Source organism: Aquirufa sp. ROCK2-A2, assembly GCF_054558485.1.
In genome coordinates this window covers 201,183-226,082 of sequence record NZ_JBPXKA010000002.1, presented here as the reverse complement: position 1 = coordinate 226,082, position 24,900 = coordinate 201,183, and the positions used below count along the sequence as shown (strand labels likewise).

Genomic DNA, 24,900 nt, shown 5'->3' with positions numbered 1-24,900 from the left:
ATTAATCGAATCGCTCAAAAACAAACATTTGTTATTTAATTAAAATATCCTATTTTTGCTATCCAATATGCAAAAGAAGATCAATATTTTTCGCCTAATCATGTTTTTGCCCGTCCTATTTTGGTTGGTCGCAAAGCCGATTACGGTATCTTCCATGCATGGGAAAGTAGTTAAAACGGAAAGTCATTCCAAATCGACAAAGCAAAAATCGGCTCCTCAAGCTACTTTTTATGCCGAGCAACAAGTTTATCAAGCCTGCGCTCAATTAAGTGTCGATTTTCCATCCGATTGGACTTTTAATCAAGTTGTTATTTCTTTCTTTTCAGAAAAGTTACATCAGATTAAATTGCCCGTTCCGATTCACAGAACTCAATTATTGAGCATTTTATTTACCCAATTTATCGCCACTCTGGCACCTTGATTTTGATTGATATTCTGATCAATCATTATTTCTTATTTTAAATTTCATTAATTTTTTCAAAATGCGTTACAAAAGTTTTATTGTATGGCTGAGTACAATTATTTCAGCACTATGTATTTTCTTCCTTTCTTTTACTTGGAAAGCGAGTGATTTAAGAGATCAAGCAGTTCAATATGCAACGGCAAAAGATGGCAAATATGATCCTGCCAAAAGATTACATTTTATTGATTCTTTGTGGAAGCAACCTGTTTACCTTGGATTTACCTTTCAAGAAGTAACAAATTATGCCTTACATAAAGGTCTAGATTTAGAAGGTGGTTTACATGCTGTTTTAGAGGTTTCTCCAGTTGAGATTTTGAGAGCACTTTCAGGAAAATCGAATGATCCAAATTTTGAAAAGGCATTGGCACAAGCAAGTTTAGCTCAAGCTACTTCGACAAAACCTTTCAATGAATTGTTTTATGAGGAATTTGCGAAAGTGGCACCTACTCAAAAATTAGCATCTGTCTTCGCTAATTCAGTGAATAGAGGAAAAATCAGTTCTTCTTCATCTGATTCAGAAGTTCAACGTGTGATTGATGCTGAAATTGATGGAGCGGTTGATCGTGTATACAAAATCATTCAAGCTCGTATTGATAAATTTGGTGTAGCGAATCCGAATATCCAACGTTTACCAGGTTCTAACCGTATTCAAGTGGAATTGCCAGGTGTAGATAATCCAGAGCGTGCACGTAAATTATTGTCAGGTGCTGCGAAATTGGAGTTCATCGAATGCTACGAATTGAATGAATATGGTGCAGGTTTGAACGTATTAGGTTCTATTTTAGAGCGTGAAGAAAAGCAGCCAGCTGTTCAGGCAAGTGCTGCCACGACGGCTGCTAAAGATACTACAGCTAATTCATTAGGAAATCAATTGGCTGGAGCTGCGAAGAAAGATTCGGGCAAAGCGAAAACAGATACTGCCGCAGGTTCTGCTTTAACTAAATTGTTTTTACCAATTGGAAATGGTTTAGGTGTATACAGAAAAGATACGGCGCGTGTCAATTCATTGTTCCGCCGTGCTGATGTGAAAGCATTATTTCCATCTAATTTATCATTTGCTTGGGCTGCGAAAGGTATTCCTGCTACCAATGGAGATGAAATTTTAACTTTAGAAGCTTTGAAAAAAGGAGAAGGTCAAAATGCTCCTTTGGAAGGTGATGTAATTACAGATGCTGCTCAAGATTATGATCAAGCAGGTCGTGCAGAAGTAACCATGTCAATGAATGGAACTGGCGCACGTATTTGGAAAAATTTGACAGGTGCAAACGTAGGTCGTCGTATCGCAATCGTATTAGATGGTTATGTGTATTCTGCTCCAGTAATCAATGGTGAAATTCCAGGTGGACGTTCTTCTATCTCAGGTAGTTTTACGGTTGAGGAGGCGAAAGATTTAGCGAATGTATTGAAAGCAGGTAAATTACCAGCTCCAACGCGTATTGTGGAAGATGCCTTCATTGGTCCATCATTGGGAAATGAATCCATCAATCAAGGATATATGTCGATGGGCTTAGGTTTATTGCTAGTCATTATTTTCATGATTGGTTACTATGGTTCACCAGGTTGGATGGCAAATTTATCGTTATTATTCAACGTATTCTTCATTGCGGGTGTGTTGGTGCAAATTCAAGCAGCCTTGACATTGCCAGGTATCGCAGGTATCGTTTTAACATTGGGTATGGCGGTTGATGCCAACGTATTGATTAACGAACGTATTCGAGAAGAATTACATGCCGGCAAGGGGCTATTAGATGCCATCAATGTAGGTTATGAAAAGGCTTTAAGTGCGATTTTAGATGGTAACATTACAACGGTTTTGGTTGGGGTGATTTTGATCATTTTCGGTTCAGGATCGGTTAAAGGATTTGGTGTTACGCTTTGTATCGGTTTGGTTACATCGGTATTTACAGCCGTTTATATTTCTCATATATTAATTGATTGGATGGCAAAACGTGCAATCAAAGCGGGTAAAGAGAAAGAAATGACTTTTGAAACATTTATTTCTAGAGATTTATTCAAAGGAATGAATTTTGATTTCATCGGAAAACGTAAATATTCGTATTGGTTCTCTTGGATTTTGATCGCAGTTGGTGCTATTGTTTTATTCATTCAAGGTGGATTTAATTTAGGTGTTGATTTCAAAGGTGGTCGTTCTTATGTTGTGGAATTTGCACAACCAGTTGAAGCAGGCAAAGTGAAAGACGCATTGAAAGATGATTTCAAAGGAGTAGGTTCAGAGGTTAAGACGTATAATGGTTTAAGTAAATTGAAAATTACGACTTCTTATTTAGTAGAAGACGAATCAATAACGGCCAATAATACAGTACGTACTGCCTTAGAAACTGGATTGAAAGAATTCTCTTCTTCATCTCCTAAAATTGTTTCTGAATCGAAAGTGGGAGCTACCATTGCGGATGATATTTTGACGCAATCATTCTTGTCTATTTTCTATGCGTTAATCGCGATCTTCATTTATATTTTGATTCGTTTCCGTAAGTGGCAATATTCCTTAGGTGGTATTGTAGCCTTGTTACATGATACTTTGGTCGTATTAGGTACGGTTGGAATTGCTCGTTTATTTGGATTTGAATTGGAAGTTGACCAAGTATTTATTGCAGCTGTATTAACAGTTATTGGTTATTCCATCAATGATACGGTGGTAGTATTCGACCGTATTCGTGAGGAAATCGGGGTGAATCCAGACTTAGGAAATAAAGAATTAATGATCAAAACCATCAATGAATCCATTAACCATACGATGTCTCGTACGGTCATGACGGCAACTACGGTATTCTTGGTAGTTACGGTATTATTGGTTTTTGGAGGTGATGTATTAAGAGGATTCTCTTTTGCCATGTTTATTGGTGTGGTATTTGGAGCTTATTCTTCTATTTTCGTAGCTGCACCTATCGTTATCGATTTTGGTACTTCTACTAAAGAGCAGAAGAAAAAATAATTATTTAGGTATTAGTTGTTAGTTATGAGTTATTAGTGATACATTTTCTTAATTGTATTTTTAATCATAACTAATAATTAATAACTAATAACTGATAATTAATAACTTATAACTAATAAAAACTATGAACAACAGTATTTGGAGAAAAAAACCGATGCATATGTTTGAGCAAGACATTCAAAAAAGTGAGCTCAAGCGTGTATTAGGTAAATGGAGTTTAACCGCAATCGGTATTGGAGCAATTATCGGTGGTGGAGTATTTGTATTAACAGGTACAGCAGCACATTTTCATGCGGGTCCAGCTTTGGCGATATCTTTTATCATTGCAGGTGTAGGCTGTATTTTTGCCGCGCTGTGTTATGCAGAATTTGCAGCCATGCTTCCTGTGGAAGGTAGTGCTTATGCCTATGCATATGGTACGGTTGGAGAATTATTCGCTTGGATTATTGGATGGGGATTGATTTTAGAATATGCCATGGGTGCCATGACGGTAGCTGTAAGTTGGTCGGGTTATTTTAATAAACTACTTCATCTCTTTGGGGTTCATCTACCTGAGAATCTTACAAATGATCCTGTATCCTTTGGAGGAGCTGCGGTTAATTTACCTGCTTTGCTCATTGTTTGGTTTGTAACTTGGATTTTGGTTAAGGGTATCAAAGAAGCAGCAAGTGCTAATAACATGATTGTAATTTTGAAAGTTGCAGTGATTTTGTTTGTCATCATCATGGGTGCCTTTTACATTGATGTCGCTAACTGGACTCCATTTATTCCTGAGCAAACATTGGTTGAACATGAAAATGGAGAAATGTTACCAGCTTATGGTTGGGGAGGTATTATTTCAGGTGCATCTGCTATATTTTTTGCTTATATCGGATTTGATGCAGTTTCAACCCAAGCGGGAGAAGCGATTAATCCAAAGAAAGATATGCCTTTTGCAATCATTGCTTCTTTGTTGATTTGTACCGTTTTATACATTGCGGTTTCCTTGGTTTTAACGGGGATGATGAATTACAAAGATATCACGGGGGATGCTTTAAAAGCTCCCGTTGCCTTTGCCTTTGATGTAGCTGGCCAACCTTGGGCAGTTTTTGTTATTACTGCAGCAGCAACAGCGGGTTTATTGTCTGTAATGTTAGTAATGATGTTAGGCCAAACACGTGTATTCTTAGGAATGGCGAAAGATGGTTTATTGCCAAAATTCTTCGCTGAAGTTCATCCAACATTCAAAACGCCTTGGAAATCGACTATTTTAGTAGGCGCAGTTGTTTCTATTGTAGCTGGATTCACTCCAATTTCTTTATTGGGTGATATGACAAGCTTTGGTACATTATTTGCCTTTACAATGGTTTGTTTAGCCGTTTGGATTCTTCGTTTTAGAGATCCTAACCGTGATCGCCCTTTCAAGGTTTCGGGTTTAAATATTGTTGCCCCGTTGGGAATTGTAGTCAACACATTTCTAATTCTTAATTTAGGCCGCACCGCACAAATTTTTGCTTTGGCATGGTTGGTGTTTGGATTGGTGGTTTATTTCTTATATGGCAGACCAAAATCTCATTTAAATACAAGAGAGTAATTCAAATTACTTTTGGTTGGGAGCCGATGCGAAAGCATCGGCTCTTTTTTTATCTTTTAATTACCCCTTTTTTGGCTTATTTTTGCCTTTTGATTTTTTAAAATACAAGCAATGAGTAAAATCGATCTTGAAATTGCCAAAAGAAGAACCTTTGGAATTATCTCTCACCCCGATGCCGGAAAAACGACACTAACCGAAAAATTATTGCTTTTCGGAGGTGCCATTCAAACGGCAGGGGCCGTTAAATCCAATAAGATTAAAAAGGGGGCAACTTCCGATTTTATGGAAATTGAAAGACAAAGAGGTATTTCGGTGGCCACCTCTGTGATGACTTTCGAGTACAATAATTTAAAAATCAATATTTTGGATACTCCTGGTCACAAGGATTTCGCTGAGGATACCTATCGTACCTTGACAGCAGTTGATTCGGTTATTTTGGTGATTGACTGTGTCAAAGGGGTAGAAGAGCAAACAGAACGGTTAATGGAAGTTTGTCGGATGAGAAAAACTCCTGTGATTATTTTCATTAATAAAATGGACCGAGAAGGTCAAAATCCTTTTGATTTATTGGATGAATTGGAGCAAAAATTATCGATTCAAGTTAGACCTTTGACATGGCCAATCAATATGGGTTCTAATTTCAAAGGCGTTTATCATTTATTGGATAAGTCGTTAAACCTCTTTTCTGCCAATAAAACGAAAATAGAAAAAGAAGTTTATTCTGTGGATATTGATTCATCCGAATTGGACACAAGGGTAGGAGAAAGGGATGCCAATCAATTGCGAGAAGATGTTGAATTGATCGATGGTGTTTATGAACCGTTTAATCGGGAAACGTATTTGGCAGGAGATATTGCACCTGTGTTTTTTGGTTCTGCCGTGAATAATTTTGGGGTTCAAGAACTATTGGACACCTTTACTCGAATCGCTCCACCCACTCAACGCAGAGGAACAGACGTTCGAATTGTAGAACCCAATGAAAAGAAATTTACTGGATTTGTTTTTAAAATACATGCTAATTTAGATCCTAAACACAGGGATCGTATTGCGTTTTTGAGAATTTGTTCAGGAACTTTTCATCGAAATACGTTTTATCAACACATTCGTTTGAAGAAAAATGTTCGTTTCTCGAATCCATATAACTTCATGGCTCAAGATAAAGAGGTGGTAGATGAAGGTTTCCCTGGTGATGTAATTGGTCTTTACGACACGGGTTCTTTCAAAATTGGAGATACCTTGACTGAAGGTGAAGTAATGAATTACCAAGGTATACCTAGTTTTTCACCGGAGATATTCAAAGAATTGATTAACCTAGATCCTATGAAATCCAAACAATTGGAAAAAGGAATTGATCAATTGACCGATGAAGGTGTAGCCCAATTATTTACTCAACCTCAATTGGGTAATCGTAAAATTGTGGGTACGGTTGGTGATTTGCAATATGAAGTTATTCAATATCGTCTAGAACATGAATATGGTGCAAAATGTCGATTTGAGGGAATGTCTGTTACCAAAGCTTGTTGGATTACGGCAGAGGATCCTAAGAAACTACAAGAATTTGTGCGCTTAAAGGGTCAGCAAATTGCACAAGATAAGGACGGAAATTATGTCTTTCTGGCCGAATCAGATTGGATTCTTAGAATGAATCAACAGAATAATCCAGATGTTCAGTTTCACTTTACCTCGGAATTTAAACTTAATTAGGAAAAAAGAAAAAGGTAAAAGGTAATTGGTAATAGGTAAAAGGTAATAGGTAAAAGGTAATAGGTATTAATGCGAATTAAGGGTTGAACTTTCTAATTATTATTTCTCTTACTTTATGACTTTGGGTTTCGACTCAGATCGGTGGACGCTATTTATTCTTTTTTTGAACTTATAAATGAACTTGCGGTTAATCCGACGAAAGAAACGAAATAAATTATGAATTTTAAAAAATGCTCATAATTCATAATTCATACCTCATAATTAAACTGATTCGTCTTGGATTAACTGGCAGAAAATAAGTTTTTTTGTTTCCTTTTTTTCTAAAAAAGAGAAATGCCTTAGAAAATGAATTAGCCAATAAATGGCATTTATAGGTAATAGGTAAAAGGTAATAGGTAAAAGAGAAAAGAGAAAAAATGTTCTAACTAACTGAAATTACCTATTACCTATTACCTTTTACCTTTTACCTATTACCTAATACCTTTTACCTATTACCTTTTACCTATTACCTATTACCTAACCCCTTAAACCTTATAATACTGCTCCCAACCTTTTCGCGGTTCAGCGCCAACGAGTAATTGATTCGCTAATTTATTATTGGTGATTTGTTTGGTGTTACGGTCAAATAACAATTTGGTGTTTAATTTTTGAGCCATTACACCTAATGAAAAGACTTGACTTAAAGGTCCAGCAATTTCAAATCTAGAACGAGTTTGTTCCTTGCCCATGCAGCCTAATAGGAAATTGGCATAATGGTTAGATGGACTTTTCTGTACTTCAGGCAATAGTATGTCTTTTCCTTTATCTCCTAAAATGGATAGTGTTGAACCATGTGAACCACCTTTGAAGGTAAAGTCTTTTCCATAAATGATTTTTCCTGGGTTTAATTTAGCAGGTTGAATTTTTCCATTGCTTGCTGGAGGTATATTCGGATCTAATTCATTTACCCCGTAATTTTCTGGCACTGGTGGAATATTATTGATTCCATCATACCAGGTTATATCCATGGCTGGCATATCTTTTCTTGCAGGGAATTTAAAATTGATGGTAGAAGATTGTGGATAGAAAAATCCGTTATGTCCTTCTGCTTTCAACATATTGATTTCTGTAGGTAATCCTAAATCCAAAAACTCATGGGCTGTATCCATGATATGAGCACCCCAATCGCCTAAGGCACCTAAACCAAAGTCAAACCAACAACGCCATTGTCCATTGACTAAATCTTTGTTATAATCATGGTTTTGAACCACGCCATGCCAAATATCCCAATCCATTGTACTTGGTATACTTTCTTTTGGTGGGAAACTTTTGATATTCGTATCCCAACCATGCCATCTTCTAGCCGAATTCATGTGGGCAGTCATGGCCGTGACATCCTTTATGATTCCAGCCTCTTTCCAAGCTTTGAATTGAAAATAGTTGGCTTCTGAATGTCCTTGGTTACCCATTTGAGTAACTAATTTTGGATTTTTCTTGGCCGCTTTCATCATCAATTCAATTTCATTGAAAGTTCTAGCCATCGGTTTTTCTACAAAAACGTGTTTACCTAAGGCCAAGGCCATCATGGTAATAGGAAAATGAGAATGATCAGGTACGCCAACTGCCACCGCTTCAATCTGACTTCCCATTTTATCAAACATTTGTCTGAAATCCTGAAAATGAGGTACATTCGGGAATTTTTCGAGCACTTTCAAAGTTTGAGGGGCTCCCATATCCACATCACACAGCGCAACTATATTGGCTAAACCTGTGTTGAATAAAGACATGACATCCGATCCTCCTTGATTTCCAATTCCAATACAGGCTAAATTAACTTTTTCACCGGGTTGTTTTCCGATAAAAAATGATGGCATCGCAGATGCTGCCGTAAAAATGGCTGAATTTTTAAGGAATTCCCTTCTCGAATTTTGTGTAGGTTTCATATTTTAAGACTTGTTTGTACCAAAAGGACTTTTGTTCAATTATTTACTTGAATTTTCATAACGTTTACGGTTTCCATTTGTTTCCCAAAACTTTGATGAAAAATCCACCTACCACACTTCTCGCTTGAAATCCAACTTGTTTTCCATCCTTTGTTTCATACCAATCACTAAATGGAACTCGGGTAGGTGTTTCATTCATAAATTTATAAATGGGATCAATGAATGCTTCGAACTCTTTATTGTTATCGGTTAGTGTTGCTGTCCAAATAATCCAATCATTTTTAGTATAGGTTTTTCGGCTATCCAAAGGCAAACCAAAAGCATTTTGTTTTCTTAAATAATAAGCGATTTCTTTTTCATACACCTCTTTTGGAAATAATTGAAGGCCCAATAATTTGTCCCAAATTAAATTGTATTTCTGACTCCACGTGTTGTTTTTGTTGAAAGTCAATGCATAATGATCCCCTTCATCTGCCATCATCATCCATTTTTTTACATAGTTTTGAGCTATGCTATGCAAAGAATCTGCTGTCTTACTATCGCCTAAATTTCTAGCCATTTGAGCATAAGATCCGATTCCATTGATGGCTTTAATGGATAAGTTTGCATTTCTTTCTAAATGTCCGGCAAAATCATCTGTACATAATTGATTGGCTGGATCTAGACCATCTTTTACCAAAAAGGAAACCCATTGAGTTAAGGTTTTCCAATGAAGTTTTGCAAAGGAGGGATTACTTTCAGCCTTACAAATGGCTGCAGTTAAAATAATCATGTTTCCAGCCTCCTCCACAGGCATATCTTCCGGATAGGTTTGTCCATTGGCCAATGGGTAAGTGCCAATATCATGTGCCGGGAAAGGTTTTTTCCATTGGCCACTTTCACTGTAATACATCAATGGTGCCACCATTCCTTTTAGTAAGGCAGGATTATACACCAAGCTCAAAGGTGCGGATGGGTAGGTGACATCCACCGTCCAAATAGATCCATTGGAGAAATTTTCCTTTTGCGGGAATAGGACTTCATCATTGGCGCCACGTACCAATTTATGTGCCGCCAAAGATTGTCGATAAGCCGCCACACAAATTTCGGCATATTTCTTTCCACCTGCCTGTAGCGCATCTTGGTAGATTTGCTGATCAAATTTATCGCATGTTACTTTGATTTTTTCATATTCATTATTGGCCACACTCAATAAATTCTCAATTTTTCCATGGTTCTTAACCCACCAAGCTTTTAAATCTTTTTTGAAATATTGAATGGAATTGATGTCGTCATAGGCCAACATAATCATACTCTTGCTGGCTTTTTTACTTGAAATCCCCTTCCATTGACTATTTAAATAATTTTTTTCCTCAGATTCATTGGTCTTATTGCTCGATTTCCCTTCCGCAATTTGTAACATACTTTTGCTCGATTGGGTAGTCAAAATTTGATTTTTTTGAGCACTCGCCAAATACGCATATCCCCAATCGATTCTCACATCATCTCCTTGTTTACCTAAGATTTTTTGTGTTTTGGTACCCGATTTTAGGTAATTGACATAACCAAATTGACCTTGTGTAATAACCAATTCTTGTTTCATATCCATTCTTGCCACATCGGCAGCCATGGCAAAATTAACTTCCGTGGTATGTGTTTTTTTGTCTTTGGAAATTACTTCGAAGCTTACATAGGAAACAGGTCTCGACAAAAGGTCTAAATCTGATGCAACTAAAGGAGAAAGGAATTGAACACTTAATTGAACAGGTCCACAATCAAAAACATATTTGCTTTGTGTGGCCGTGATATTCACTGATTTTTGATTCGCTAATTGGATTGATTTACCTTTTTTTTGTTGTGCCAAACCAACATCCAACCAGGCATTTCCTCTCGGATTAATGCAATGTAAGGCCAACAGATTTTTGCCTTTTTTGAGAAGTTTTTTGAATTCATCCGACAAAGGATAATTTTTCACTTTTGAGGTATGACAATCTTTGCAATCATAGATTTTTGTTCCATTTAAATATACCTCGACATCATCGTCATGACGCAATTGCAATAACAATTGTTCAATGGATTGATCATATATCTCAAATGTTCTTCTCACCCAAATGCTTTTTGAATTCCATGCAGTTGAAAAATCATTTCCCCAACCTTTACCAAAAGGCATTTTTCCTGAGAACCAATTTTTAGCATCAAAATTTTCCATCATCCAATTTTGCCCAGGATCGGATTCGATAAATTGACATTCAATGGGCGAACTGAATTCCGCTACGGCTAGGACGCTTTCTGTGGGTACAGGCAATTGGCCTAAAAATTGATATGTTTTGTTGTCTACTTTGATAAAGCCCAAAAGCGATTGTTCATTGCCCGTCCAATGTTTGGTGGAACTTGAATTTAACTGGTCGCTAAATGACCAAATACTGAAATAGGGGTCATGCGTGATCAAAGGATAAGCGGGCATTTTTTTTACTTGGCCCAATAGGGAGTAGCCCGCAAACAAGATTGCGAGGGTTAAAATTCTTTTCATAATTCAATTCAGGTTTAGCTTTTATTTTTTTTGGATGGAAAATTGGTCCAATACTTTCCCATTCGATGCAATCCATTTAGCCATCAAGGTTCGATTTTTGATATCAAATATCATGGATCCACCTTCTTGATTGTTGGAATAGATAGCAGCATTTAAGGGATATTCTTTTTGTTTTCCTCCTACTTTTCCTCCTGATCCACAAACAACATATATGACACCCTGTCCATTATTATCTACTACATATTTATTTTCTCCTTTTTTGCTTTCGACGATATGTTTATTTGGGTCAAAGGATTTATTTAATTCGGTATGCCCTTGCAGCGCATACGTTCGTTCGTATACATGACTATGTCCAGCAATGACAACGTCCACTTTGTATTTTTCAAAAATGGGGGTCACATTTTTTCGCATTAAAATAAGATCCTTTTCGAAGTCGGAATCATGCGAACCTTTGGTGTAGGGTGGTTTATGGAAATAGGCAATCACCCATGGCAATTTATTGGCCTCTAGATCTTTGATTAACCATTCTGCTTGAGCACCCTTGCCGTCGAATAAATACGTTCCATCTGTATTCATTTCTTCTGTATTCAGGGAAATCAAATGCACATTTCCATAGTCAACAGAATAGTAGGATTCGGTGCCGGAGGGTACCCCACCTGTTTCTCCTTTGGTAGGAAGGGTGAAAATTTGAAAGTAAGGAGGGAGCGAAGAATCATGTTTGCCCGCATAATCATGATTACCTGGTGATGGATAAAGTGCTGTGTTTTGCAAGAAATCTTTTTGATATATATTAAACACATTTTGTTGATACTCATCATCTTTTCCGTTGTTGTAGGCATTGTCGCCTAACCAAATCCAAGCATCAGGTTTCTTGTCGCCAACATAGTTTATTAAGGCATCTTTGACCAACTTTTGATTTTCGGTTCCTGCTCCAAAATCGCCTAATGCCCAAATGCGGATGGCTTGTGTTGATCCTGTTTTTGGAATGGTTTTGATGAATTGTTCCGAGGAGGCTGCTTCTAGTTTTTCAGTACTCCCGATGGAATAATAGTATTTTTGGTTGGGACTTAAATGATGAATTTCTAGTTCATGGTCGATTACTTTTGCTTCATTTTTGACGATCCTATTTTGTTTATGTAGTTTTTCGCCTACTGTAATTTGACTTGAACTAGGTTGATCCGTTCTCCATCGAATGACTCCCGACGTTTGGGTGATTTTTTGAACATAAGGTCCACGAATGATGGCAGGATTCTGAGCTACTAAAGAGAATGCGAAGAAAAACATACCTAATAGGAGTATGCTGATGGTCCATTTTTTCATAAGGAATAGAATACTAATTTTTACATGCAAGAAAGTACTTTTATTTAGAAATGTTATCCTTTTCAAAATAAATTCAAATCAATTTTGATCAGACTTGATGACCTTACTTTAATTCGACGAAACCTTGGTATTGATATGCAATTTCTTCGTCAGCTATATTTTGATTAATGTCAATCGATACAATTGTTGGAATACCCCGTTTATCATACTCGATCTTTGCTAGAAATGGTTTTGCTTTTAAGGTGCTTTCTAAAAAAGTATAGAGTTGATCAATGGTTTTCAAGTTTTTCCAATCTTTCGAATCGACGTATTGCTTTAAATCGATATGATAGACGGACTCGATAACCTTATTTTTGACGGTTAATTTGTATTTTCCTGAATCGATGCAGTAACAATATTTGACATGATCTACGGAATATGATTGAATATTTTGTGATTCCCAAACGGCTTTTTGCTTACGCATTTCGATTAATTCCGGGCTTTCTTTGATAGAAATAGACTCTTTAGCAGAACATGATATAAGGAGAATGGAAAAAATAAATGAGTGAAATAAGGTTTTCATAAAATTAGTGCATTTATAGTATCAAAAATAGTTAAACAATATGAAGTGCCATTGGTTTAGTTAGTTTATTTTATTTTAAAATCTTTAGCTTTGAAATTCTTTTTTTAAAATAAACCTATTATGATCAAATTCTTGAAAATTATCGCTTGGATTTTAGGAGTTTTACTTAGTTTAATCCTTGTTTTTTTATTCATTGCTGGGGAAAGGGACTTAAGTTTAGAAGAGTTAAAACCTAAATACGTTAACGCCGAATCGGAATTCATGCCTATAATGGGTATGAATGTACATTATAGAGATGAGGGGAATCCAACCGACAGCATTCCTGTATTATTGATTCATGGTATGTCTTCTTCGTTGCATACATTTGATTCTGTTGCCCTTGATTTGAAGAAAACTCATCGAGTTATTTCATTGGATTTACCCGCATTTGGTTTAACTGGACCGAATCCTGATAATACTTATTCCTTAGATTATTACGCACAATTTTTGGAAGAGTTTAGAAAAAAACTAAAAATCAATCAGTGGTCTTTGGCAGGTAATTCATTGGGTGGTGCCATATCGTGGAATTACGCAATTAATTTCCCTAAGAATGTTCATCGATTGATTTTAATTGATGCCGCGGGTTATCCTAAATTAAATGAAAAAGGATCATTGGGATTTAAAATAGCTTCAACTCCTATAATCAATAATTTGATGTTGTATGTGACGCCTAAATCCTTGGTCAGAGCAAGTTTAATGAGTGTTTATTTTGACCCAAAAGTCGTAACAGACGCCCAGGTAGAACGTTTTCATGATGTTGCAATTCGGGAAGGAAACCGTGCAGCGGCTTTAAGTATTTTTAAAAGTGGATTTAAAGCCGATTACAAAAAAATAAAATCCGTTACGGCACCTACTTTGATTTTGTGGGGAGATAAGGATAATTTAATCGATGTAGCAAATGTACAATCGTTTCAAAAAGATATAAAAAATAGCAAGGCTGTTATTTTTCCGAATGTTGGTCATGTTCCTATGGAAGAAATACCGCACCAAGTTTCAAAAGAAATCAATCAGTTTTTATTGAATTGAGCATGTTTCGTAGCATTATCATTTTAATCACTTACTTGGATATGTATCATTATTTTTTTTGGCAATCTGTAGTAAGGTATAAGGTATAGCTCATGTTTAAAGCGAACAAAATTGGTATGACAAAGAGCTAATTCGGCTGTTATTGATGAAAAAAATCAGTTAAATGATTTATAAGATAAGTTTAGTGTTTGGGAATACGAATAGATTTTTTTAGGGGAAGCAGGTCCCCTTACCCCCTGCAATTTATACGTAAAAAAGTTCAGTTGTTTGATAAAATGGCTGTAGAATAGTTGGATTAAAATCGGGGATTTATTTTCCTATTGTTAGTGCTTAATTTGTTTTCAACCCTTAAATCACCTGGATATGAAAAAAGTGTGTGTCATCGGTGCTGGACCTTCGGGTATTACCGCTGCTAAAAATCTAATCGATGAAGGTCATCAAGTGAAAATTTTCGACTTGGGATCTGAAGTAGGAGGCAATTGGGTTTTTAGTGAAAAAGTCGGTCATAGCTCCGTTTTTGAAACGACACATATTATTTCTTCTAAAACCTTAAGTCAGTATATGGATTTCCCTATGCCTGATGATTACCCAGATTACCCTTCTCATTGGCAATTGGCTAGTTATTTCCAATCTTATGCCAAGCATTTTCATTTATACCCACATATTCAGTTTCATACGCTCGTGGAAAATTGTGAACTTCAAGAGGATGAAACTTGGAAAGTGACGACTCAAGTAAATGGTGTTCAGACGACAGAAAATTTTGATGCTTTAGCTGTTTGCAACGGACATCATTGGCTTCCCCGAATGCCTGAATATTCAGGAAAGTTTACGGGAGAATGGATGCATTCACATGATGTTAAAAAGTTTTCTTATTTTCAAGGAAAACGGGTGCTGGTCATTGGTGGTGGAAATTCTGCTTGTGATGTAGCGGTAGAGGCTAGTCGGGTTGCAAAGAGCGTTGATCTTTCGTGGAGAAGAGGCTATTGGATTGCACCCAAATTTTTGATGGGGAAGCCAGCTGATGTGTACAATACTCAAATTAATTTCTTGCCTCGTTGGCTATGGGCCAAACTATCAGCGTTGAGTTTATTTATTCGAAATGGGAAAAATTCTTTGTATGGATTGCAAGAACCAGATGGTCCTCTTGGTTCTCATCATGTCACCATTAACGAAGATTTGTTTTTTACCATCCGTCATGGAAAGATACAACCACAAAACGATATTGATTATTTGGATGGCTCCTCTGTCGTATTTAAAAACGGACAACAAAAGGAGTTTGATGTGATTGTCGCATGCACGGGTTATATCATTAGTCATCCGTTTTTTGACCAAAATCTAATTGATTATTCAGAAGGAGAGGTGCCACTTTACTTGCGAATGATCCACCCTAAAATTTCAAGTTTGTATTTTATAGGCTTATTTCAACCTTTGGGATGTATTTGGCCGGGTTCTGAATTGCAGAGTAAAATAATGGCTAGAGAATTGGCAGGAAAATGGAAAAGGCCAGTAGATATGCAAGCTGCTATTCAAAAGGAATTAATGAATCCTGATTATCAACAAATCAATACGCCTAGACATACCATTACCGTCGATTTCCATCAATTTAAAAATCGACTTTTGAAACAACTAAACTAGGTCAAAATGAAATTGGAATTGATTTCGAAGGTTCAAGAAAAGCCAAAAGCCCAAATCATTTTTTTGCATGGGGCATGTTTAGGTACCTGGATTTGGGAGAAACATTTTATGCCTTATTTTTTCGAAAATGGTTTTAATGTTCATGCCTTCAATTTCAGAAATCATGGAAAAAGTGATGGGATTGGTTCATTGCGCTGGAATAGCATTCAAGATTATGTTGAGGATTTGGAACAAATTATTGCTTCATTAGAAGGTCCAATTATCCTGATCGGTCATTCCATGGGTGGCATGACGATTCAACACTATCTGAAAAATACGGATTCAAAAGTAAAAGCGGCCGTTATGCTTTGTGCGGTTCCCCGTCAGGGTGTTTGGAGTTTAATAGGTAAATTATTGCTAGAACATCCTTTGAAATTTTTGGAATCTACCTTAAAAGCATCTTGGTTACCCATTTTGCAACATCCTAAACGTCTCAAGCAACTAATGTTACGCAAGGATTTTCCAGAATCTGAAATTAAATCGGTACAAGCCAAATTACAAGATGAATCCTTTTGGGCATTTTTACAAATGCTTTTTAATCGGCCCAAAGTGCCTCAAAATCACATTCCCATCTTGGTCGTAGCAGGTGATGAAGATTATTTATTCCCTGTCTCGCAAAGTCTTTCTTTGGCGAAAACCTACCAAGCTAAATCGTTTATCTTAAACCAAGGTTCACATTCTTTGATGATGGAAACTGATTGGGAAAAGGCAGCGGATCAAATCTTGGAATTTTGGAATGATTTGTATTAGTTTAAAATAGTATTTTTTCAATAATTAATTTTATTTCCAATAGTTAACAATTTCTTCATATTGAATTGTTTTAAGAACATTACTTTTGTTTCTGGTTAAATGTTGTTTAAATTTCGAGGATCGTAACTTGGATTTCAAGCTACATTACACCATTATAAATTATTTCTAGTCAATTTATTAACCCCAAAACTTTTATTATGAAAAAAAAGTTACACTATCAGCTTGGGTATTCTGAAAAAAATACCCAATTCCTGAAGCAATTACGAATATACTTATTCGTGGTTTTAGGAATTTTTGCTCAAACTGCTTTTGCACAAAATTCTGTCCTGCCTATAACAGGTCGATTGTACGATTCTAAGACAAACGAACCTTTGATCGGTGGTAGCATTGTTATTAAAGGAACTACCAAAGGAGCGAGTACGGATGCCAATGGTAAATATTCCATTTCAGTTCCAAGCAGCAAAACCGTTTTGGTTTTTAGATATGTTGGTTACAATGCTACGGAAGTAGAAGTTGGATCCAAAAATGTTATTGATGTTGCGTTGGTTTCCGCATCCTCTGATTTAGCTCAAGTTGTCGTAATGGGTTATGGTACCCAAAAACAAAGAGACGTTACAGGCTCGGTAAAATCAGTGAAAAGTGAAGCCTTTAATAAAGGTATCATCAACTCACCTGAGCAATTATTACAAGGAAAAGTGGCGGGTGTGAATGTTACCTCTGCCACTGGAGAGCCAGGCGGAACTCAAGGTATCACCATTCGTGGTCCAGGTGGTTTGCGTACAGGAAGTACCCCATTATTTGTGATTGATGGATTAGCCTTGGATAATTCAAGTACAGGTGGTGGAAATCCATTGAATTTCTTGAATTCCCAAGATATTGAAACCATTGACGTTTTAAAAGATGCCTCTGCAACTGCCATTTATGGGGCAAGAGGTGCAAACGGTGTGGTTTTGATTACCACGAAAAAAGGTAAAGCGGGCGTTTCTACAATGGACTTTTCTACTAGTTACGGTTTTTCTACGATCGCTAATCCGCTTCCTGTTTTATCCGCTTCAGAGTTTCGTAAGCAAGTTCCAGCCAATGGCGGTACATTAGAAGATTTTGGTGCTAGTACCGATTGGCAAAGCCAAATTACTCGGACAGCTTTAACCAAAAACCACAATTTGTCATTGAGCGGTGGTGCTAATAAATTGACTTATTTCGCTGCTTTTGGTGCACAAATGCAACAAGGTATTTTGAAAAATAATCAATTGGATCGTTTAACTGGTCGTATGAACTTGAATCAAAAATTTTGGGATGATCGTTTAGTCATTGATGCTAATTTGAATTACTCCAATACAGTGAATGAAAGACCAGCGATTGAAGGTTTATTAGGAACTGCATTGTCGAATAACCCAACTTTACCTGCTTTTGAGGCAAATGGAACTACACCAGCTAAATTTTTAAACGCTAGTAATCCATTATTGACTTTGAAATTGTTTAAGGATGTTAATACAACGAATAGATTCATCGCTAATATTTCTCCTTCATTAAAGCTAGCGAAAGGTTTGGTTTATCGTTTGAACTATGGTTATGATAATTCTACGTCAGTTAGAGATGTTCAGTCTTTAGCCAACATGGAGCCTAAACAAGATGGTCGTTTGGATACTTACAATACAAGTAATAAAAATGAATTGGTGGAAAACTATTTGACTTATGACAAGACCATCGGTGATCATTCATTTACTGCTTTGATTGGACATTCGTTTCAAAAAATTCAATATACATGGAGAACTTGGAGCATCAATAAATTCCCGATTGTTCCGACAGAGCCAATTTATAATCCAGGTATTGGTCAAGAGTTAACTTTAGCCACCAACAAACCAGGAGGAAGCGCATTCATCAATGAATTGCAATCTTTTTACGGACGTTTGAATTATAATTACAAAGACAAATATTTGGTAACAGGTACCGTTCGTGCCGATGGTTCATCTAAATTTGGTGCAAATAATAAGTACGGTATTTTCCCTTCCTTCTCATTGGGATGGAGAATTTCAGAAGAAGATTTCTTGAAAAATTCGACGGCCATCAGCAATTTAAAATTACGTGGAGGTTGGGGTAAAACAGGTAACCAAGAAATTCCACCAAAAATTACACAACCTTTGTTTACCGCATCAGTTAGTGGTTCAACCTCTTATCCATTGGATTTAACTTCTTCTTACCCTGCTGGTATTACCTATTCTCGTTTGGCGAATCCAGATATTCAATGGGAAGTTTCAGTTCAATCGAACATCGGTTTAGATTTTGGTTTCTTAAACGGAGCATTGAACGGATCAGTTGATTATTTCCGTAAGGTTTCGAACAATATCTTGTTAGAGGTTATTCCTGCTGATCCAGTTCAACCAGCAACTTCTGTTTGGACGAACGTAAACAACATGGAAATTGTGAACAGTGGTTTAGAATTGGATTTAGATTATAAGTTCCAAACTCAATCTGGCATGAAGTTTAATGTAGGAGGTAACTTAACGTTAATTAAAAATGAAGTAACAGGTTCTCCTTATACTGTTATTCCTTCTGGATCAGCTTCAGGTTCAGGTTTAACTTCAGCGACTATTAATGGTTACATTAACGGACAACCGATCGGAACGTATTTCTTAAAAGAATTTATTGGATTTGATGCCAATGGAGTTAGCGTTTATGCGGATACAGATAAAGATGGTATTGTAACAGATAAAGATCGTATCGCAGCGGGAACGGCATTGCCGACTACCCAATACAACTTCTTTTTGAATACTGCTTACAAAGGATTTGATTTATCACTTCAATTTAATGGTGTATCAGGAAACAAAATTTATGATAACACAGCCAACTCTTCTTTCTATAAATTGAAGATTGCTAAAAATACCAATGTAACGCCAGTTTCATTTGCAGATGCTAAGGAATCCATCAATAACGCTGCACCGGTATCGACTCGTTATTTGAAAGATGGCTCTTTCTTACGTTTGAACAACTTGTCTTTAGGCTACCAATTTAATACAGAAAAATTGGGCATTAGTAAATTTATTTCTAAAGCTCGTTTATCCGTTACTGGACAAAATTTATGGGTGATGACGAATTATGATGGCTTTGATCCGGAAGTGAACAAAGACAACTCCATCAACGGAGTTTTATCTTATGGAATTGACTATTTAAGTTATCCAAAAGCGAAATCTTTCATTATTGGTTTGAATCTAACATTCTAATTTTTTAATAAAAATGAAAAACTTGAAAAAAATAGCAACTTTAACATTAGCCGTTTTCGCTTTGGCGGGATGTACTAATTTAAATGAAACTATCCTAGACGAATACAACGCAGCTGGACTTACAGATAAGCAAGCTGCAGATGGTATGATTGCCCCAGTTTATGCAGTTCTACCCACCATTTTCCAACATACCACTTTATTTGCTTTACAGGAAATTTCAACGGATGAAGCAATCTTACCTTATCGTGGTGGTACAGATTGGGGCGATAATGGTATTTATCTTTCCTTGCATAAGCATGAAACAACAAGTACAGATCCAAATGTGAGAAATACATGGAATGCAATTGTAGCAGGTATTTCTCGTAGTGTAACTGCAATCAATTCCTTGAAATTAAACAAGGATGCGTCTTCAAAATTGTATTTAGCGGAAGCTCGTGGAATGCGTGCTTACTACAATATGTTGATGCTGGATTTGTTTGGATTGTCATTGTCTAAAGAAGATTTAGGAGATGTTTCCTCTATTCTTAGAGGCGATCAAGCCATTGAATACATCAAAAAAGAATTATTGGATATCGAACCTGTTTTAGAAACAGCTACAGGACCTGGTCGTTTAACCAAAGCTGGAGCTTGGGGTTTATTGGCAAAATTACATTTGAACGCCAGCGTTTGGAGAGATATTTATGCTGCTAAACATACATTCAAGTCGGAAGACATGGATAAAGTTATCGAGTATACAGATAAAATCATCAATTCGGGTTCTTACAACTTATCCTCTGATTATTGGGATATTTTCTCTAGCAATAACCATGGCAACAAAGAATTGGTATTTGCTGTCGATCAACGTTTTGATTTGAACGGACATAACCGTATGTCATATTTCTCATTGGCGAATGATCAACGGCCTTTGCCTGCATATCCAGCAGCGAATGGTACCGATGGTCCTGCTATTACTTCTGATTTTTATCAATCATGGGTTTCAGCTTATGGTTCAGTAGATCCAGCTGTTGCAGATCCTCGTTTTTACAAACAAAATATCAATCCAGATATTGAATGCGTTGATGCTGCATCTTATAGAATTGACCGTGGTATTTTAAGAGGTCAACAATATGGCTTGGTTTATTCTGGGGGTGCATTTGTGAAATGTCCAGATGGGAAAAACAAAGTTGGTAAAATCTATAACACACGTGGTAAAGCTCCTTTTCCTCCAGTTGTTCATACCGAAAAAGTAGATTTCTCCATCGCAGGAAGTGATTACAGCACAGGATACCGTGTAGAAAAATATGAATTTAGTCAGAAATCAGCCTCTGGTCGAAACTTTGGTGAGGCCGATTTAGTAATTGTGCGTTTAGCAGATGTTTACCTAATGCGTGCGGAAGCTAAATTGAGAAAATCGAATGACGTAGCTGGAGCTTTGGCTGATGTGAACAAAGTTCGTTTATCTCGTACTTCTAACTCTGCAGCAAGTTCATTATCAACCATCAATTTAGATTTATTATTGCGTGAACGTGGTTTTGAATTCTATTGGGAGTTACAACGCAGAACGGATTTGATTCGTTTTGATAAATACGAAGATGCATGGACAGAAAAATCTAATACTGACAAGAATAAACGTGTTTTCCCAATTCCTCAAACTGCGATTGATGGGGCATCTAACCTAACAGGTTATATGAAACAAAATGCTGGTTACTAGTAATTTGTTCAATCAAGGTGAAAAAAGTGGCTACAGAAATGTGGCCACTTTTTTTTGCTTTTAAGCCTTATTTTACTTAATTTCTACAGAAATTTTGAACCTATTATGAATAAACAAGCTACCAGTAGAAGAGCCTTTCTTCAACAAATTTCGTTTGCATCTTTGGTTTTATTAAGCGGAGAGGTGCGTGCTTTAGCCTCCTCAGATGTAAATGCCTACAAGAAAAAAGTCAAATTACGATTTGTCGTAGCGTCTGACGCACATTATGGGCAAGATAAAACAGCCTTTGAAGAATATATGCAAAGGGCGGTCCAACAGATCAACGCGTTTCATCAAAAAAGTAAATTGGATTTCTGTGTCATGAACGGCGACATCATTCACAATGATAAAAAGTGGCTTCCTATTGCTAAATCAGAAATGGACCAATTTTCTATGCCTTATTTTGTTACAAGGGGGAATCACGATATGGTAACACCTGAATATTGGAAAGAAATTATTCAAGCTCCTTTGAACCATGTCGTTGATCTGAAAAATGCCACTCTTATTTTAGGTGATACTTCCAATGAAAAAGGAGAATACCTCTCGCCTGATTTGGTCTGGTTGAAAGAAAAGTTGGATGTATCCAATACATCCAAACCCGTCTTTCTTTTCTTGCATATCCCTCAAAATGATTGGACCAAAAATGCCATTCAAAATAAACCATTTTTCGACTTAATAAGTAATTACAATCATATAAAAGCCGTTTTTCATGGCCATGAACATGATCAAGATGGCGTAAAAATGTATGAGAAAATTCCATTTTTATTTGATGCCCACATTGGGGGTAATTGGGGAACCCAGTATCGAGGTTTTCGTGTTGGGGAATTATTGGAAGATGGCACCTTCTTAACTTACATGATGAATCCAACTGAAAAAATGAATGAAATGAGCTTTTGAACTCATAAAAATCTAAATCATCCATGATGAAATTCTTTACCCTTTGCTTTTTTTTACTTGTTTCAAGTCTTTCTTTTGGTCAACAAAAGAAAATCACTCAACAAGATTTAATAGGAGCCAGTGCCATATTTGATCTTCAAATGAGTCAACCCGAATTGGACACTTTGCTTTCTGATGTGCAGGATAATTTATCGGTCATTCAATCTTTGCACACTCAAAAATTACCGAATCAGGTACCATTGGGTATGTGGCAAAATCCTTTAGTTCCTGGATTGAAGTTGAATAAATCTCAAAAAAAAATAATTTGGTCCAAAGTGTCATCCATTTCTTTACCCAAAAATAAAAATGATTTGGCCTTTTTTTCCATTCCGCAATTAGCTTTTTTGATAAAATCGAGAAAGATTTCTTCCTTAGAACTGACGCGCTTTTTTATTCAGCGAATCAAAAAATACGGAGATACTTTGCAATGTGTCATTTCTCTGACAGAGGATATTGCACTTCAGCAAGCTAAGAAAGCGGATAGGGATTTAGCCAAAGGTATTTATCATGGACTGCTCCACGGCATCCCTTATGGATTGAAAGATTTGTTTGCTGTCAAAAATACCAAAACGACTTGGGGTGCTGCGCCTTACCAAAATCAAGTTATTCAAGAAGATGCTTTTGTGTACCAAAAATTGCAAAAAGCCGGTGCAGTGTTGATTGCTAAATTTACCTTGGGTGCTTTGGCCATGGGTGATTATTGGTACGGCGGAAGAACCAAAAATCCTTGGAATTTAACATCAGGTTCTTCAGGTTCCTCTGCTGGGTCGGCTTCTGCCACGGTGGCTGGATTGGTTCCTTTTGCCATTGGTACAGAAACCTATGGTAGCATTGTTTCACCCTCGACAGTTTGTGGTGCTACCGGATTAAGGCCTACTTTTGGTCGGATTAGTCGAACTGGCGCCATGGCTTTAAGCTACAGTTTAGATAAAGTTGGACCTATTTGTCGATCTGCTGAAGATGCTGCAATTGTTTTCAACTACATACGCGGAACGGATGGTATGGATCAAAGTGCCATCGATGCACCTTTCAATTATGATGCCAATTTGACTATCAAAAAATTGAAAGTAGCTTATGCAAAGAATCTTTTTGATGAAATAAAAGACAGTACCGCCAATGATTGGAAGGTTTTAGCATTGTTAAAAAAATCGGGCATAAATGTAATTCCGGTAGAATTTCCAGCTTCAGCCTATTCATTCAGTATCATGGATTTGATTATCGGTGCCGAATGTGCTGCCCAATTTGATGAATTAACCCGCTTCAATATAGATGATCAATTAACTCGCCAAGGAAAATACGACTGGCCCAATCAATTTCGGACAGCCCGTTTTATCCCTGCAGTAGATTATATCAATGCACAAAGACACCGTTATCTGCTCATGAAAAAAATCAACGAATTTTTTCAATCGTATGATGTAGTAATTGCACCCAGTTTCTCTAAGCAATTACCCATTACCAATTTGACGGGTCAACCCGTTGTTTGCGTTCCATCTGGGTTTTCAGGTAAGAATCAAACTCCCACCAGTATTAGTTTTTTGGGGAATTTATATGAAGAAGCATCCATTTTAGCTTTTGCTAAGTATTATCAACAATTAACATCTTGGGATGAAAAACATCCTCCATTATTTAACAAATAAACCTATGAGAAGATTTCTGCTTTTATGTGCGATTCTATGTGCTGCGGGGAAAATGTATGCCCAAAATCGCCCTTTGCAAATTATGATGATTGGTGCCCATCCAGATGATTGTGATATCAAAGCGGGTGGTACTGCTGCCTTATTTGTTGCAATGGGACATCATGTAAAATTTCTTTCCGTGACCAACGGAGATGCAGGTCATCAGTCGCAAGGTGGAGGCATGCTAGCCAAACGAAGAATAGCCGAAACCCAAGAAGTTGCTCGACGTTTAGGAGTGACCTATGATGTGTTGGATAATCATGATGGAGAATTGTTGCCGACTTTATCCATTCGAATGGAGATTATTCGGAAAATTAGAGAGTGGAAGGCAGATGTTGTATTCGCACCTAGAACGAATGACTACCATCCTGATCATCGTTATACAGGAGTATTGGTTCAAGATGCAGCGTTCATGGTGGGCGTGCCTAATGTGGCACCTGATGTAGAACCCTTACGTAAAAATCCTGTATTCCTCTATTTTCAAGATAATTTCAAAAAGCCTAATCCCTTCCAGCCGGATATTGCAGTTGATATTACCTCCGTGATTGATAAAAAATTAGCAGGAATGGATGCTCATCAATCGCAATTTTATGAATGGCTACCTTGGATAGGGAATTATGAAAATGAAGTGCCTACTGATCCCGCAAAACACAAAGAATATTTATTGTCAAAACGTGTTCAACAACCCAATTCAGAAGTAAGAAAATCCCTAGAAAAATGGTACGGGAAAGAAAAGGCTGATCAAATAAAATTTGCGGAGGCATTCGAAATATGTGAATATGGTTCACCGGCATCCTTGGAGGATATTAAACGATTATTTCCCATGTTAGGTAAATAGAAATT

General features: G+C 36.8%; 16 protein-coding genes. 12 read left to right on the top strand and 4 right to left on the bottom strand.

Annotated elements, in window-relative coordinates; translation table 11 throughout:
- The first annotated feature begins 67 nt into the window (after window positions 1–67).
- The 4 genes from V7S76_RS04155 (at window position 68) to V7S76_RS04140 (ending at window position 6,693) form a co-directional block, all read left to right on the top strand.
- Window positions 68–421: a hypothetical protein gene (locus V7S76_RS04155; protein WP_459508785.1), complete on the top strand. Its 354-nt coding sequence runs from the start codon at window positions 68–70 to the stop codon at window positions 419–421.
- 61 nt (window positions 422–482) lie between these two features.
- Complete coding sequence (gene secDF, locus V7S76_RS04150) at window positions 483–3,416, top strand: protein translocase subunit SecDF (protein ID WP_459508784.1); 2,934 nt, start codon at window positions 483–485, stop codon at window positions 3,414–3,416.
- 124 nt (window positions 3,417–3,540) lie between these two features.
- Window positions 3,541–4,989: an APC family permease gene (locus tag V7S76_RS04145; protein ID WP_459508783.1), complete on the top strand. Its 1,449-nt coding sequence runs from the start codon at window positions 3,541–3,543 to the stop codon at window positions 4,987–4,989.
- Between the two features lie 111 nt (window positions 4,990–5,100).
- Window positions 5,101–6,693, top strand: coding sequence for a peptide chain release factor 3 (locus V7S76_RS04140; protein WP_459508782.1), 1,593 nt, complete (start codon window positions 5,101–5,103; stop codon window positions 6,691–6,693).
- Window positions 6,694–7,217: 524 nt separating this feature from the next.
- Here the strand turns inward: V7S76_RS04140 and V7S76_RS04135 are convergent.
- The 4 genes from V7S76_RS04135 to V7S76_RS04120 form a co-directional block, all read right to left on the bottom strand.
- Window positions 7,218–8,615, bottom strand: a complete 1,398-nt coding sequence (locus tag V7S76_RS04135; protein WP_459508781.1) for a Gfo/Idh/MocA family protein — start codon at window positions 8,613–8,615, stop codon at window positions 7,218–7,220.
- Between the two features lie 64 nt (window positions 8,616–8,679).
- On the bottom strand, window positions 8,680–11,124 hold the full coding sequence (locus tag V7S76_RS04130; protein ID WP_459508780.1) for a glutaminase family protein: 2,445 nt from the start codon (window positions 11,122–11,124) through the stop codon (window positions 8,680–8,682).
- Between the two features lie 21 nt (window positions 11,125–11,145).
- On the bottom strand, window positions 11,146–12,444 hold the full coding sequence (locus tag V7S76_RS04125; RefSeq protein ID WP_459508779.1) for a purple acid phosphatase family protein: 1,299 nt from the start codon (window positions 12,442–12,444) through the stop codon (window positions 11,146–11,148).
- 103 nt (window positions 12,445–12,547) lie between these two features.
- The gene (locus V7S76_RS04120) at window positions 12,548–13,006 is read right to left on the bottom strand and encodes a DUF6174 domain-containing protein (protein ID WP_459508778.1); all 459 of its coding nucleotides are present in this window, start codon (window positions 13,004–13,006) and stop codon (window positions 12,548–12,550) included.
- Between the two features lie 120 nt (window positions 13,007–13,126).
- Here V7S76_RS04120 and V7S76_RS04115 point away from each other — a divergent pair, with 120 nt between their 5' ends.
- The 8 genes from V7S76_RS04115 (at window position 13,127) to V7S76_RS04080 (ending at window position 24,895) form a co-directional block, all read left to right on the top strand.
- Entirely contained in the window at window positions 13,127–14,071 is a 945-nt protein-coding gene (locus tag V7S76_RS04115) for an alpha/beta fold hydrolase (RefSeq protein ID WP_459508776.1), read from the top strand.
- A gap of 363 nt (window positions 14,072–14,434) precedes the next feature.
- Entirely contained in the window at window positions 14,435–15,706 is a 1,272-nt protein-coding gene (locus V7S76_RS04110) for a flavin-containing monooxygenase (protein WP_459508775.1), read from the top strand.
- Between the two features lie 6 nt (window positions 15,707–15,712).
- Entirely contained in the window at window positions 15,713–16,495 is a 783-nt protein-coding gene (locus V7S76_RS04105; protein WP_459508774.1) for an alpha/beta hydrolase, read from the top strand.
- Between the two features lie 197 nt (window positions 16,496–16,692).
- Window positions 16,693–19,716 (top strand): SusC/RagA family TonB-linked outer membrane protein, encoded by a 3,024-nt coding sequence (locus V7S76_RS04100; protein ID WP_459508773.1) that lies wholly within the window; start codon window positions 16,693–16,695, stop codon window positions 19,714–19,716.
- 13 nt (window positions 19,717–19,729) lie between these two features.
- Window positions 19,730–21,406 (top strand): RagB/SusD family nutrient uptake outer membrane protein, encoded by a 1,677-nt coding sequence (locus tag V7S76_RS04095; protein WP_459508772.1) that lies wholly within the window; start codon window positions 19,730–19,732, stop codon window positions 21,404–21,406.
- Between the two features lie 105 nt (window positions 21,407–21,511).
- Window positions 21,512–22,342, top strand: a complete 831-nt coding sequence (locus V7S76_RS04090; RefSeq protein WP_459508771.1) for a metallophosphoesterase family protein — start codon at window positions 21,512–21,514, stop codon at window positions 22,340–22,342.
- Window positions 22,343–22,365: 23 nt separating this feature from the next.
- On the top strand, window positions 22,366–24,018 hold the full coding sequence (locus V7S76_RS04085; RefSeq protein WP_459508770.1) for an amidase: 1,653 nt from the start codon (window positions 22,366–22,368) through the stop codon (window positions 24,016–24,018).
- Window positions 23,987–24,895, top strand: coding sequence for a PIG-L deacetylase family protein (locus tag V7S76_RS04080; protein ID WP_459508768.1), 909 nt, complete (start codon window positions 23,987–23,989; stop codon window positions 24,893–24,895). The genes V7S76_RS04085 and V7S76_RS04080 overlap by 32 nt, the downstream gene beginning before the upstream one ends.
- The last annotated feature ends 5 nt before the right edge of the window (window positions 24,896–24,900 follow it).

Coding starts and splice junctions, on each gene's coding strand:
- V7S76_RS04095 (WP_459508772.1), top strand. CDS start 19,730: ATGAAAAACTTGAAAAAAATAGCAACTTTAACATTAGCCGTTTTCGCT.
- V7S76_RS04080 (WP_459508768.1), top strand. CDS start 23,987: ATGAAAAACATCCTCCATTATTTAACAAATAAACCTATGAGAAGATTT.
- secDF (WP_459508784.1), top strand. CDS start 483: ATGCGTTACAAAAGTTTTATTGTATGGCTGAGTACAATTATTTCAGCA.
- V7S76_RS04145 (WP_459508783.1), top strand. CDS start 3,541: ATGAACAACAGTATTTGGAGAAAAAAACCGATGCATATGTTTGAGCAA.
- V7S76_RS04140 (WP_459508782.1), top strand. CDS start 5,101: ATGAGTAAAATCGATCTTGAAATTGCCAAAAGAAGAACCTTTGGAATT.
- V7S76_RS04100 (WP_459508773.1), top strand. CDS start 16,693: ATGAAAAAAAAGTTACACTATCAGCTTGGGTATTCTGAAAAAAATACC.
- V7S76_RS04115 (WP_459508776.1), top strand. CDS start 13,127: ATGATCAAATTCTTGAAAATTATCGCTTGGATTTTAGGAGTTTTACTT.
- V7S76_RS04105 (WP_459508774.1), top strand. CDS start 15,713: ATGAAATTGGAATTGATTTCGAAGGTTCAAGAAAAGCCAAAAGCCCAA.
- V7S76_RS04155 (WP_459508785.1), top strand. CDS start 68: ATGCAAAAGAAGATCAATATTTTTCGCCTAATCATGTTTTTGCCCGTC.
- V7S76_RS04110 (WP_459508775.1), top strand. CDS start 14,435: ATGAAAAAAGTGTGTGTCATCGGTGCTGGACCTTCGGGTATTACCGCT.
- V7S76_RS04120 (WP_459508778.1), bottom strand. CDS start 13,006: ATGAAAACCTTATTTCACTCATTTATTTTTTCCATTCTCCTTATATCA.
- V7S76_RS04125 (WP_459508779.1), bottom strand. CDS start 12,444: ATGAAAAAATGGACCATCAGCATACTCCTATTAGGTATGTTTTTCTTC.
- V7S76_RS04130 (WP_459508780.1), bottom strand. CDS start 11,124: ATGAAAAGAATTTTAACCCTCGCAATCTTGTTTGCGGGCTACTCCCTA.
- V7S76_RS04135 (WP_459508781.1), bottom strand. CDS start 8,615: ATGAAACCTACACAAAATTCGAGAAGGGAATTCCTTAAAAATTCAGCC.
- V7S76_RS04090 (WP_459508771.1), top strand. CDS start 21,512: ATGAATAAACAAGCTACCAGTAGAAGAGCCTTTCTTCAACAAATTTCG.
- V7S76_RS04085 (WP_459508770.1), top strand. CDS start 22,366: ATGATGAAATTCTTTACCCTTTGCTTTTTTTTACTTGTTTCAAGTCTT.